Raw genomic sequence first — 14,286 nt, 5'->3', positions numbered from 1 at the left:
CTTGAACAAGCCATTGACGAATATATAGATTTTTATAACACACAAAGATTACAGAAAAAGTTAAAAAGTATGACTCCAATAGAATATCGAAGTCATACTTTAACAGCGTAATTTTTATTATTTACCCTGTCTACTTGACAGGGGGCAGTTCAGTTTTTTAAACAACTAGTCTTTCTTATTACTTTTTATCTATTCCATTTTTTGAAAATATATTGATAAATTCTTCATTATCTTTTGTCTTTGATAGCATATTAATTAATTTTTCAGTTACGTTACCTATATTTCCTTCTTTATACATAACCTTTCTAATATTGTATGCCACATCTCTTTCTTCATTGTTTAATATTAATTCTTCTTTTCTAGTACCTGATTTATATATATCAATAGCAGGGAATATTCTTCTTTCTTGTAATTTTCTATCTAAGTGAACTTCCATGTTCCCTGTACCCTTAAATTCTTCATAAATCATATCATCCATTCTTGATCCAGTATCAACAAGCGCTGTAGCTAATATTGTTAAACTACCACCCTCTTCTATTTTCCTTGCTGCTCCAAAGAATTTCTTTGGCATAATTAAAGCACCTGGATCTAATCCACCAGATAATGTTCTTCCAGTCGGATTTATTGTTAAATTATAAGCTCTTGCAAGCCTAGTTAGACTATCAAGTAGTATCACTACATCTTTCCCATGCTCAACCATTCTCTTAGCTCTTTCTAAAACCATTTGCGCTACTTTAGCATGATTTTGTGGTTCTTCATCAAAAGTTGAATAAACAACATCTCCATTTATTGAACGTTTCATATCTGTTACTTCTTCTGGTCTCTCATCAATAAGTAACACTATCAAAGTTACTTCTGGATAATTAGTAGATATATTTTGAGCTATTTTTTTTAATAATGTAGTTTTCCCAGCTTTTGGAGGAGCAACTATAATACCTCTTTGTCCTTTACCTATTGGACAAACTATATCCATTAATCTTGAAGACAAATCATTCTCATTATTTGTTTCTAATCTTAATCTTTCTTTTGGATATATAGGTGTCAATTTCTCAAAATATTTTCTGCATATAGCGCTTTCTGGATAATCTCCATTTACTTTTTCAACAAAAAGTAAGGCTTTGAACTTTTCGCCATCCTTAGCCTGTCTAATCTTACCTAAAACTTCATCTCCAGTTCTTAAATTAAATCTTCTTATTTGTGCTGGTGATACATAAATATCGCCTTCACCTGTTAAGTAATTATTGCATCTTAAGAAACCAAAATTATTACTTTCTAATATCTCTAAAATACCCTTTTCACTCGTTGATTCATCTATCATAGCTTTTAGTCTTTCTTGCTTTTCTTCTGCAAGCTGCCTTGAATTAGTTTCTTCTGTTTTTGTATCTCCCATTTCATTTCTCCTAGTTTCACTAGTCTTAAATGGATAATCTACAGCTTCATTTTTTCTAGTTTCACTAGTTTTAAATGGATAATCTACAGTTTCGTTTTTTCTAGTTTCACTAGTTTTAAATGGATAATCTACAGTTTCATTTTTTCTAGTTTCACTAGTTTTAAACGGATAATATGGAGCTTCTATAGGCTTAGATTCTTCTTTAACCGCTATTATTTCTTCTCTATTTTTAGGCGCTATATTTTCTTTTAATATAACCCCATCTTTTTCAACACTATTTGGAGCATTTTGTACAATTTCTTCTACAAGCTCACTTTTTTTTAACTTACTAATATTTTTTATTCCCATGTCTTTAGCTACTTCTTTAAGTTCTACTAAAGTCATCTTTGTATACGCTTCTTTTGTCACTCCGAAACCTCCAATTAGATAAAATATTTTATTTTTGTTTGAAATTATATTAAAGAGCTTATTCTAAGATTTGCACTCTAAGATTTGATTGCATAAGATTTTTTATGTGTAAATTATATTGTGTGTAAGCTATATTATGTCCTACTTTATTTAAATTTTCAAGTAATTTTATTATTTTTTGAAAGCACCTTATATTATTTGTTCTAAATATTTTTCAATTTTAAAATAGATTTCTCTAAAATCTCTATTTATTAAGAGCTTTTCTTCTGCTTTTTTTATATTATAATTTACACTCTTTTCACTACTTATATTAAACATTAACTTTATTTCTTCCCTATTTAAACATTTATAATTCTTTAATAACAATAATAATAAATATCTATTTTCTTTTTTCTTTATAATATTTTTAATTTCCTCAAAGTCTTCACCTAAATAACTACTTAAAACACTAATAATTATTGTTGTTTTATTTAATTTAGTTATATTATTCAAATTTATCACTCCACATTGTTTTTTAAAAGTATATCCTTTAAACTAATTATTATACATTGTTTGGAAGTTTATTTATTTGAAATACTCTAAGATGATCAAAGAGAATATTGATTAATTCTCAATATCCTCTTTATGTAACTGAACTAAAATAACAAGCTAGTCTATTTGGTGCCACACGTCTCCCTTTGACTTATTGTTTTTTTTAAATTCCTTATAATTTTATATTAATCCAAATTTCTGTTATTATAGGTGGTTGACCTGAAAACCCCATATTATATTTTGCCCTAATATCTCCGCCATTTTCATCAACATTTATTTCCAACTCTTCTGTATGTATTTGTAAATCCATTACACCATATGGTGTACTATATAAGGATATTGCTGTTTTATCTAATTCAAACTCCATTTTTGTATTAGTTGTTCCTGTTCTTTCTAAAATGAAATTTTCTTCAAAAATATTAATTGTAGTTACAGTTCCTTTCATCCCCGAAAGCTCAGTTTCTTTATAAATCGCTTTAAAGATTCCATCTTCAATTATAAAGTCTCCAGGAGTAATAACTTCTATACTATCTTTTTTATCTAATTCAGAAATACTCTTAACTGAAATAATCGCCTTTTTTTTCATAGCTACTCCCCCTTATTATTTAGCTCCAATTATAAATGTTTGTAATTCTTCATCATTTATAGGCTTCACTGTTACTTCTGATGTAAACTTCTTACCATATTGTCCATATTTCACTTCTACCATTTCTTCATTTCTACCCTTACTATATCTTGCTGTTATTCTTGCTGCTATTTCTATATCTTTATCAGTTCCTTCTCCAGTTAATACTACTAAAGCTCCTGTAAAGTTAGATGCATAAAATGCTATGTACTTATTATTAATATATTCCTTTATTTTTATTCCTTCATCTCCAGTTCTAGCTGCTATTACCTTAACCTTACCATCAAGTCTAAAATGTCTCCCAAATCTTAATAATTCAATTTCATTTTCGTCTAAATTTTCTTCTGAATTCTCTTTAAAGCTTAACATTTCCTTTAATCTAATAGCATAATTTGGTTCTGTTAACCTACATCCACCTGCTGGCGATGGATATTCTGTTATTCCCCATTCTTCTGCTAATGCCATTTGCGGTTTTCTACTTCTACCCATTATATCTAATAACTTCTCTCTATCTACTAGCCCATTAGTCTCCATTTCAGTTTCATCTAAATTCTTAGCACATAAAGGTCTTAGTATTTTATTTGCAAATCCTGACGCTTTCTTTACTGTATTTAAAGCTTGTCTATTTTGAGACATTGGCCTTTGATTTAAAACTTCTCCAGTTATTATAAAATCTGCATTAAACTTTTCTAATAACTCTCCTGAATATTTCATCATCATGGCATGACAATCTATGCATGGGTTCATATTTTTTCCCCATCCATGTTTAGGATCTCTAACCATCTTCATATGTTCTTTTGAAAAATCTATTACTTCTAAAGGAATATCTATTTGTTTAGTCATTCTCTTAGCACTTTCTTCACTAAAGAAATATGATTTAAAGCATATCCCTATTACTTCAATTCCTTGATCCTTAATTAATTTTGCGGCTAATATGCTGTCTAATCCGCCAGATACCATTGCTAATGCTTTTGTCATTTTATTTCCCCCTGAAATCAAATTTGTTCTATATCTATTGTATAGTTTAATTTTATTAATCAAATATATCAAGGATTATATGAATTTTTTATTTTTTCATTTTAATTTCCCTTCAACATTTCTAATAATTTAGACTTGAATTTTATCTTTTGTTTATTATCTACGTTATCTTCTTGATCTGAATCTTTACTTTTATCAATTATATTTCCCTTATCGCTATCTTTGTCTTTATCTATTACTTTTTCTAAGCTTTCTTTAGTTTCATCTGAATTAACTGCCTGTTTGCTCTCATCTACAAAACATAACGGTGGAAACATTACACACCACCAATTTTGACCATTTGCTTCTCCAATTAGTATTCTAAAAGCTTCATAGTTTCCTTGTGGAAAAAGTGTGTCTCCATACATTTTATCAGGAAAATTTTCTCTTGATAATTCACTTTTTACTCCATAGCTATATCCATTTTCCTCAATTACTTCTTTTGCAATAGAATTTACTTCATCCATACTATCTAACATTATTTTTCTAGCATCATCAATATTGCTAATCCCAATAAATTTACTTGCCATATTTTCTATTACTTTATCTCTAACCTTAAGTTTTAACTTTTGGTCCTCTTCTGTATCACTGTTCGCTAGTACATGAAACCTTATTATTTCATTTTGTATATCTTCTAAAACCAATTGTTTTCCATTAAGACTACCTTGTCCACTTTCACTGCTTACACACCCATTTAATAAACCTATTGTACCTATAATTACTAATATTATTATACTTAACCTTCTTCTCATAATATAAAAACCCCCTTTATAGCTTAATTATTGCCATAAAATCGAGGTCTATACATAAAGTTTTATATTGTTCTAGTTATAAATACATCATCATACTTATCTTTCATCTTTTCAAAACATCTTTGAGCTTTAAGCATATCATCAAAGATTGCAAATACCGTTGGCCCACTTCCACTCATCATTGACCCTTTAGCTCCAAGAGCTTTCATTTCCTCTTTTATGCCAATTATCATCTTGTGCTTTCTTAATGTTACATTTTCAAGTAGATTCTTCATATTATCACAAACATAATTTAAATCATCATTTTCCATTGCCTCTATTAATTCTTCTGTCTTTGGATGATTTAATACTCTTTCTAAATTAAATTCTTGATAAACAAATTTAGTTGATACTCCAAAAGGGGGTTTAACTAAAACAAGTATCTTGTCCTTAAAAGGTTTTAAACTTGTAACCTTCTCCCCTATGCCTTCACATAGAGCCGTGCCACCTTTTATACAATAAGGTATATCCGCACCTAGTTTAAGACCTATTTCCATTAATTCTTCATCACTTGCATTAACATTAAATATTTCATTCATTACTTTTAAAACCGCTGCTCCATCTGTGCTTCCTCCAGCTAGTCCAGCTGCTACAGGAATATTCTTCTTTATATTTATAGATACACCCTCTTCTATATTGAAAGTTTCTTTAAATAATTTTGCAGCCCTATAAGCTAAATTTCTTTCATCTGTGGGTACATAAGGTTTATTGCACTTAATATTTATTCCAGACTTTTGTTTTTCAATTATTATTTCATCATATAAATCTATATTTTGCATTATCATTCTTAATAGATGATAGCCATCACTTTTTCTTTTTTCTATTATATCCAAGGATATATTAACCTTAGCATACGCCTTAACCTTCATATCTTCAAATCCTTTCAATGATATATTAAGTCATTTTCAAAAAAAATGACTGTCTCTAAACTTGTATGCTAATTATATATTTTTTTTATCTACTAGTAAACATAATATGGATGCTAAAACAAATAACTAGTCAAATTCTGATACATTTTGAGCTATGATTCATCACCATAACCTTTACACAGGCTTACTATGCACAGGTTATGGTTCTTTCCTAGCACAAAAGATGCTAATAATATTTGACTTGTTATTTTCTTTCAGCTCTATCTAATTCAACCTAATACCTGTTAGAATAACTTACACTTGATTTATACGACATATATCACTCATCGTTAATAGATATTTTGAAAATTATCAAGGCCTCTTCAATAAAATAACTTGCCTTTTATAATGAACTTATTAGTTTATCATCTGTTTCGATTACTTTTAAATAGTCATTTTTTATTATTTCAATTAAAGGCTCTATTTCTTCGTAAAATACAACTATAGTATCTCCAACTTTAGCCTCGTCCATAGCTTTTCTAAAAGCCTCTTTCTCATCTAAAATTATTTTACTTTGTATTTTGTTATATGAAGATTTTATCCCGCTCTGAATCAACTTACTAATTTCTCCAATCTTCCTTCCCCGTTTATCCTTATCCTCTTTAATTATTATACTATCTAAGAATTGACTACAAATATTACCTATTTCAATTGATACTTCATCACTTCTATCCCCAGGAATCCCTACAACACCATGTATTTTACCAGAATGCATAGATTTTATTGATGATAGAACCGCTTTATACCCTTCTATATTATGACCATAATCTAAAATTACGTTTACTCCATTAACTGAGTAACAATTAAATCTACCTAAATTCTTCTCAGAATTTAGCAAAAAGCTTTCTACACCTCTTTTTATCATACAATAATCAACTTCCATACCTACTAAAGCTCCACAAACAGCTAATATATTTTCTATATTAAATATTAATTTTCCACCTAAAGTTATTGGTATGTTATTTATTTCAGATACTTTAAATATTTTCCCTTTATTATTTACAGTAATCCAATTATTTTCTATATATATGGCTATTTTACCTTCATCTATATTCTGTTTAATTAACTTATTTTCTTTATTTTTAGAAAAATAGATTTTATTAGCTGATATTCTTTCTATGATACTTTTGCTCCATTTATCTTCTGCATTAATAACAACATATCCATTAGGTTTAACAGCTTCACCAACTAAAGATTTAGCAAAACATAGTTCCTCCATAGTATTTATTCCATCTATGCCTAAATGATCTTCTGTTATATTAGTAATAACAGCTACATCTGCTAAGTCATAAGCTAACCCTTTTTTTATTATTCCCCCACGGGCTGTTTCTAAAACAGCTATATCCACATCTCTATTTAATAAAACACTCTTTGCACTTTCAGAACCACTATCATCACCTTTATCTATACATTTTTCATTTATATATATTCCAGATGTACTTGTCATTCCAATTATATATCCCATTTTAGCGAGTGTATGACTAATCACTCTTGTTGTTGTTGTTTTACCATTTGTTCCTGTTACTGAAATAACCGGTATGTTTTTTGGGTTACCTTTGTATAGCATATTAACTATATCATCACCAACATCCCTTTCCTTCCCCTTACTTGGATATAAGTGCATTCTTAAACCCGGAGCTGCATTTACTTCCATAATTATTCCACCATTATATATAGGCTTTGAAATATCTTCTGCACATATATCTATTCCACATATATCTAAGCCTAATGTCTTTGCTGCTCTAATACAAATATCTTTATTTTCATCACATATGATATCTGTACAATCTATAGCGTTTCCTCCAGTTGAGAGGTTTGCATTTCTTCTTAATAAGATTTTTTCATCTTTTTTAATAATGCTCTTTTCGTTATAATTCATATCTCTTAAGCATTCTATTAATTCAATATCTATTTGCACACGAGTAAGAGGTTTTTCATGACCATATCCTCGTAATGGATTTTCATTTAAAATATTTATTAACTCAAAAATAGTACTTTTACCATCTCCAATTATATATGGAGGATTTCTTAAAGACCCTGCCGTAACTTTATAATCTACAACACAAATTCTATAATCATTTCCCCTATGGTATTTCTCTATTATTAAATCTTTAAATTTTCCTTTTAAGGCTTCATAAGCACTAATTAATTCTTTTTCATTACTAATATTTAAGATTATGCCCTTTCCTTGATTTCCAAACTGGGGTTTTAACACTAATGGATATCCTATATATTCACCTTCATTAAGAAGGTTTATTACATTATAAACTTTAGCGCCTTTAGCTACTGGCAAATTCTGAAGTTTTAATAATTCTTTTGTTAACAATTTATCTGAAGCCATATCTACTGATATACAACTAGTTTGATATCCGATAGCCGACTCAATTATTCTTCCTTGTTTCCCATATCCTAACTGATAAAAATCACTTTCTCCAAGTTTTATTACAGGGATATCTCGTCTTTTAGCAGCATTACATATAGCTTCCGTAGTCGGCCCTATACATTCTTCATTTAAAAATTCTTTTAATAACTCTATTCTTCCATCATAATTTATAATTTCTTTATTTATTAAAGCATTTATTATATCAGCTGCCAGTTTTGATGTCTCTACTGCTGTATTTGCATATTTATATTCAAATATAATATAATATAAATCATCTTTTATTTCTCTTGATTTACCATAAGAAACTTCTATTCCTATTTTATTTTGAATAGAAATTATTATATGCTCACATATGTGAGCTAGATAAGTTCCTTCTTTTAACCTTTTAATAAAACCTTCATCTTCATCTATTCCACATCTATGTGTTCTAAGCTCCGGTATCATATTTACCAAATTAAAGTTAAAATCTTCTATTTCTTTACTAGGTATTTCACAGTACCCTTCTAAATCTATATCCATCCTAATACATTTTTTATGTGAATAGATATTTCTACCTTCATATATTTTAGTTTTTATTACTCTCATTGCTACTAATTTCCTCCTCAAAAGGTGCCTTAGCTAAAATATTAAATTTATTACCTTCTTTAAGCACATGAAGTTTCACATTATACATACTTAAAACCTCATCGCAATATTGTTCTGATACATTACTATGAGTAATCCCACTTCCATCAACAAAGTAAACAGCTCCGCTTCCTATTACTTCTGCCATCCCTTCATCCGTAACTATAATTGCAGTATCTTCATCTATTCCAATTCCTAAAACTTCAGGATTTTGAGCTATGCCTGTCAGTAGCCTTCCTATTCTTCCTCTTTGATCAAAATGTTGATCTATCATTATATTTTTTACAAACCCAAGGCCTGGTGCCATCTTTAAAGTACACTTCCTAGGTGATTCTTCATCATCACCTTGAACAATCATAGTATCACTCATAACAGAAGCTCCCGCTGATGTTCCAACTATTATGCAGCCCCTTTTACTAGCCTTTTTTAAAGCATCATAAATAGGAGTTCCTCCAACTATACTTGTTATTCTTAATTGGTCACCACCTGTAAAAAATATAAGTGCTGCTTCATTAATAGAATTTAAATTTTCTTCTTCAAATGCATGAACTCTATTACTTATATCTAACCCCTTTATATTTTTCACACCTAATTTTGTAAATACCTCTTTATATTTCTTCAATGCTTCCTTTGGATATTCTGTTGCTATTGTTGCAACTAATATTGTGTCATTATCTTTATTTATAAATTCACAAACCTTTTTCAGGATCTCTTTTTTACCCTCTTTATCTTCTGCGCCACCTATTATTATTAAATTCCCATTTATTTTTTCACTCATTCTATCACCTCTAATCATACATATATTATTTTATCCAGCCTCCATTATTCTTATTCATTTTTAACTAATTTACTTTATATATTTTTTAAAGCTCCTTTAGCATAAAAAAAAGAACCACGTTTATAAACGCGGCTCCTCTTAGACATTTTTTTTAATAACAAGTCAATATGCCTTAGTGTTTTTTTAAAATATAGCTCTACCTGGAATTATTAATTTTTCTCCACATTTTAATTCTTCTGGATTTTCCATATCATTTAGCTTAGTTAGTTCTTCCATAGTAGTATTATATTTCTTAGCTAACTGCCATAGTGTATCTCCAGCTCCAACTACATATATAGTAATCGATGCTTTCTTTTCTTTCTTTTCATCTCCACCATCTACTATATCAACTACCCATTCTTTATTTACTTTATGACATACTTTTGAAGATGTAATTACTGTTGCACGAATAGCTATTGTATTTGCTTCTATACTTGCATCTATATTTTCTAATGATGCTTTAACTACTATATCCATACCTTCTTTAGCACCTTTTATTTCTGCTGATGCTAAGAATGGTATTTCGCCAGATACTATGGCATAACAATCTTCTTCATCCATAGCCTTATATAATACATTTACTTTTACTATTCCTTCAATTTTAACTCTATCATTTTCTACAATTTTATCTGTGATAGCAGCACTTCCACTTACAGAAATTATTTGCTCAATTTTAGTATTTTCATTTTTCAAATAAATATTATCTTTAACCATTGATTCATTATTTGCACTACCTTGAACAATTCCTATTTCGTGATTACCAATATTTAATTCCATATTCATAGTAGGTGAATATGCATCTTTAATTAATTCTATTTTTTCTTTTGAGAATACCTTAACCTTTCCTTTGATTACAAATTCAAGGTTAACTACTCTACTTTCTCCTAAATCATCAGCAGTAATAGTATATTCACTATTATTAACATCCATATTCATAGAACTCATCATTTCATTAGTTATTCCTACTAATTCCTCTTCCTTTGATAAATATACATCATCCTGTAAAGTCATTATATCTGAGGTATCTTTACCCTTATATAAAACTTCTATTTTACAATAGCACCCTATATAAATTTTATCTTCACCAATTTTAATTTCTTTTTTATGAAGATTCATTGAACAATTAAGAATATCTTCGATTTCTGGTTTATCCATAGTTACTTTCATCATAGATTTACCTACTAATTCAATCTCCTTTTCACCCTTAACACCATTTAGTACTTCTTGCTTTTTAAGTACTTGAATATCTTCTTTTCCTTCTACATCTTTTACATATTCAAATTCTCCACTTCTATAAATTTCCCATTTTAATTCAATGACCCCATCTATTCCTACTTTTCTTTCATTTATTAAATTTGCCTCAATATGTTCAATATCACACTCAACTTCACAAATCACCCTATGTTCATCATTTTCAAGTTCAATGTAATTTGCGAACTTTTCTGTAAATGTAACTGAGTGAATTTTTCTTGAAGCATTTTCCGATATTGCTTCCTCCTTTGGTAGATAAAACATAGTGTAGTTTAATAATCCTTCCACCATTACCTTATCTCCAAGAATTTCTTTATTTGTTATTGTAGCCTTTGCTTCAACTCCTAAAACCTCTTTCATATCAGGATGAGAATCCCTTATTAAATATTCACCCTTTAAAATATGGTTTGATGAGCTTTCTTTTAAAAGTTGCTCATATTGAACTCTTTCTTTTATTACATCAATCTGTGACATATTATCCCTCCTATAGAATACTTCCTACCATAAATATATTTCCATCTCTATATATTTATTCATATATATTTTTATTGTTTATAAAATCATACCCTTTTCTTCGACAAATACTTCTTTTTGTTATGGGATAATATGTATTCAATAATATTATTGTCGAATTTCAAACATAATTTCATTGTTTTTTTTAATTTAATGTTGACAACATAAGAAATTTGTCGTATCCTAATAGAGGTTATTGACCATATAACCTCTCATAAATTCTCAATACCCTTTTATACCATAGTTGAAAGATGGGAACCCACCATCTTTCTTTTTTTTATACTTTTTTATAATATTAAAAATATAAGGCATCTTAAAAAAATAACTAGTCAAAGTTTCCATGGATATTGACTAATTATTTTTCTAGGATGCCTAAATAATATAAAAAAATATAGAACTTCGAAAATCGAAGTTCTATTGTCTATACAGCAAAATATAATTGCACAGTATTTGTTAGTACATCTGAATAACTGTATGTTACAGTTCTTTCATTGTCACTTTCTAATCTTACTACGAAAATGCTTGGATAAACACTTTCTATTACTCCGTTGTTTACTAGGATCTTCTTCCTTCCACCGTTAGCTTTAAGTGTAACCTTTTCGCCTAAATGCCCTTCGATATCTCTTTTGATGGTTGCAATAGTTTTTAACCTTTCCATATAAACACCTTCTTTCCAATTTACATTATACACTACACACCAGTTTTTGTCAAATAAATTTTATATTTTAACACTTTTCTAGTATATTTGTCAATGTAAACTTTTAACTTATTTGTATTGCTAATACACAACTATTAGTATTCCTTTTAACCCTATTTCTATGCACTCTAATTTTAATTATCTATATTGATCATTATAAACATCTAGAATTTCAACTAATCCAATAACCTTGATATGCCTCTTAAGTTATATATATGTTGACTTTGGGTAACCTTCCCTATATTTGCCTCTTGTCTGAAGCCCTCCTATACCTTTAATTCCTGTTATTGTATTGTTTATCAATTCTTGAATAGATACTATCTCATCAATTCTAGTATAAGCTATTTTTTCACACACAAAAACTGGATCTAAACAATGTATTAACACGCGACTTGGAGAACTTGCAAAATTAGCTCCTGCATCTAACATACATTCATAGCAGGATTGGCATGCCCCTGCAAATATAACTAACTCATCATAGCTTGAATTATAGTCTCTTAAAGCTCTAACCGCTTGAGTATAATACTTAGAATTTCTATAATTATCTAAATCAAGGTAATCTTGCGCCCCTCTAATAACTCCGTCATGGCCCGTTAAAACAACTATATCAGGCTTTATTTCCTTAACTAATGCCACAATAGCTTCTGGTTGTTTACTTTCTGTCACCACTCTTCCTACAGCATTTAAAGATAACTGTTTATATACCTTTAAGCATGTTTCTAAATACTGACTATCTCCATCTACATGTAATATTTTCCCTGGCCGTCCAAACATTAAGTCCTTATTTGCTGCTAACTTTTGAGTTTTTGCCCCTCTACTATTTATCGCTTTGATTGCAACATCATCACCTCTTAATGATATTGCATTTTTAATAGCCGCATTAACTCTACTATTTAAAATCTTTTCCTTTTCACCTATAAAACTATTATCAACTTTCTCAAGATCATCTTTTGATGAATCCGCTATTATTCTTATACTTATTCCTTTTAAAAAATATATTAAGTTTCCATCTTCTTCCTTTATATCGATTATTTTAAATGTAATATCTCTATCATAAGACTTTCTAACAACTAAATCTCCTATAATCATATCTAACCTCTTACTTATTACTTATTATTTATAATATGATAAGTAAGATATTTTGCTACATAAAAAAAGTGCCTAAGCACTTTTTCTATTTATAAGTTGTTCTCTGGATAAGTTCTTTTAGGTTTCTGATTTAATAATATACTTCTTTAAATAACCTAACTCTAAGAATCACTTGATAAAAAATATTCATTTTTAAAATCTTCTAAGAATAGTAGAAATTGTTCTTGCTCTTTTATTATAGATTCTATTTTACTTGCGAAAGTATTTTGCCCCCAGTTAACTTCATTGTAATAATATCTATTTGCAAGTCTCCAATACCTTTGTGGGAATTGCATATATGCAAACAACACTTTATATTCATCTTCTCTTAACTCGGATACTTCATTATAAGAATCTATAATTGCTTTTGCAAAATTCATATCCCAATTAACTCTTTTTAGTACCTTTGTCATAAAGTTAGAAATATCAAAGGTTCTTACCTCTCTCTTACAATAATCAAAATCAATTATATTTACATTTTCATCTTTATCAATAATAATATTATGATAAGTATAATCATGGTGGCAGAAATTTTTATCATTTTCTGCTATCTCACATAATTCAATATAGTTTGATTCCTCTAATGTTTTTAATGCTTTTTTACCGATTTCTTTATAAAATTCCATAGATTTTAGATATATTAAATCGAAGTTATTTTTATTATTTTTTTTCCTTACCATATCCCTCATTTTATCAAGAGACTTGATTCTTTTTGCCATAAGGCTCGGCCATCTGCCTAAATCACTTTTAAGCTTTGAATTCTCCGGTGGGTCATACCCCTTAGAAGCTTCGTGCATTTTTGCTAATGTTCTTGCTGCAATTTTCACTTCTTCTATGTTATGAAAATCACATTCTCTTCCATCTAACCACTCAGATAATGTATAAAGATCTTCATTTACTAGGGCATATGGTTCACCTTCTATGTTTAAATAATATTTATCCACACCTTTAAATCCATTATTAATTAAATGATCCTTTGCCCCACATACAAACAATAATTTTTGTGGCCCATAATTTATCCTTTTTAAACACCTTTCTCCCTTATTACTCTTTAAATAATAAATCCCTTTGTTCGCTTTTATAACTTCGATTTTTATATCAAATTGCCTTTCTATTTCAAATTCTCTCATCATAGTGCTCACCCCCTTTTATATTTATATGTGGTTACTCATTCTTTTATTAACATTTTTTCACCTTCTTTAA

The 14,286-nt window shown here is 28.8% G+C and carries 13 protein-coding genes; 1 reads left to right on the top strand and 12 read right to left on the bottom strand.

Annotated elements, in window-relative coordinates:
• On the top strand, positions 1-111 hold a 111-nt coding region (locus BLS77_RS18050), incomplete at its 5' end, for an IS3 family transposase (RefSeq protein WP_139164854.1).
• A 67-nt stretch (positions 112-178) separates the two neighbouring features.
• Here BLS77_RS18050 and rho read toward each other — a convergent pair.
• The 12 genes from rho to BLS77_RS17990 all read right to left on the bottom strand — a co-directional run bounded on the left by rho (position 179) and on the right by BLS77_RS17990 (position 14,216).
• Entirely contained in the window at positions 179-1,798 is a 1,620-nt protein-coding gene (gene rho, locus BLS77_RS18045) for a transcription termination factor Rho (protein WP_089973278.1), read from the bottom strand.
• Between the two features lie 189 nt (positions 1,799-1,987).
• Positions 1,988-2,299: a hypothetical protein gene (locus tag BLS77_RS18040; RefSeq protein WP_242874019.1), complete on the bottom strand. Its 312-nt coding sequence runs from the start codon at positions 2,297-2,299 to the stop codon at positions 1,988-1,990.
• A 202-nt stretch (positions 2,300-2,501) separates the two neighbouring features.
• Complete coding sequence (locus BLS77_RS18035) at positions 2,502-2,915, bottom strand: YwiB family protein (RefSeq protein WP_089973272.1); 414 nt, start codon at positions 2,913-2,915, stop codon at positions 2,502-2,504.
• Positions 2,916-2,930: 15 nt separating this feature from the next.
• On the bottom strand, positions 2,931-3,932 hold the full coding sequence (locus BLS77_RS18030) for a DUF814 domain-containing protein (protein ID WP_089973268.1): 1,002 nt from the start codon (positions 3,930-3,932) through the stop codon (positions 2,931-2,933).
• 101 nt (positions 3,933-4,033) lie between these two features.
• Positions 4,034-4,723 (bottom strand): stage II sporulation protein R, encoded by a 690-nt coding sequence (gene spoIIR, locus BLS77_RS18025; protein ID WP_089973265.1) that lies wholly within the window; start codon positions 4,721-4,723, stop codon positions 4,034-4,036.
• A gap of 62 nt (positions 4,724-4,785) precedes the next feature.
• Positions 4,786-5,631, bottom strand: a complete 846-nt coding sequence (gene ispE / locus BLS77_RS18020) for a 4-(cytidine 5'-diphospho)-2-C-methyl-D-erythritol kinase (protein ID WP_089973262.1) — start codon at positions 5,629-5,631, stop codon at positions 4,786-4,788.
• 382 nt (positions 5,632-6,013) lie between these two features.
• Positions 6,014-8,638: a cyanophycin synthetase gene (cphA, locus tag BLS77_RS18015; RefSeq protein WP_089973259.1), complete on the bottom strand. Its 2,625-nt coding sequence runs from the start codon at positions 8,636-8,638 to the stop codon at positions 6,014-6,016.
• Positions 8,619-9,455, bottom strand: a complete 837-nt coding sequence (locus BLS77_RS18010) for a cyanophycinase (protein ID WP_089973283.1) — start codon at positions 9,453-9,455, stop codon at positions 8,619-8,621. The genes cphA and BLS77_RS18010 overlap by 20 nt, the downstream gene beginning before the upstream one ends.
• A 183-nt stretch (positions 9,456-9,638) precedes the next feature.
• Positions 9,639-11,219, bottom strand: coding sequence for a DUF3794 and LysM peptidoglycan-binding domain-containing protein (locus BLS77_RS18005; protein ID WP_089973255.1), 1,581 nt, complete (start codon positions 11,217-11,219; stop codon positions 9,639-9,641).
• Positions 11,220-11,679: 460 nt separating this feature from the next.
• Positions 11,680-11,916 (bottom strand): Veg family protein, encoded by a 237-nt coding sequence (locus BLS77_RS18000; RefSeq protein ID WP_089973252.1) that lies wholly within the window; start codon positions 11,914-11,916, stop codon positions 11,680-11,682.
• A gap of 246 nt (positions 11,917-12,162) precedes the next feature.
• Positions 12,163-13,044 carry a sporulation peptidase YabG gene (gene yabG, locus BLS77_RS17995; protein WP_089973248.1) on the bottom strand — a complete coding sequence of 294 codons (882 nt, stop codon included), beginning with the start codon at positions 13,042-13,044 and terminating at the stop codon, positions 12,163-12,165.
• Between the two features lie 161 nt (positions 13,045-13,205).
• The gene (locus tag BLS77_RS17990) at positions 13,206-14,216 is read right to left on the bottom strand and encodes a CotS family spore coat protein (protein ID WP_089973244.1); all 1,011 of its coding nucleotides are present in this window, start codon (positions 14,214-14,216) and stop codon (positions 13,206-13,208) included.
• Positions 14,217-14,286: the final 70 nt, after the last annotated feature.

Origin of the sequence: Clostridium gasigenes, assembly GCF_900104115.1 — a bacterium.
GTDB classification, from domain to species: domain Bacteria; phylum Bacillota; class Clostridia; order Clostridiales; family Clostridiaceae; genus Clostridium; species Clostridium gasigenes.
This window is presented reverse-complemented; position numbering and strand designations above follow the sequence as displayed.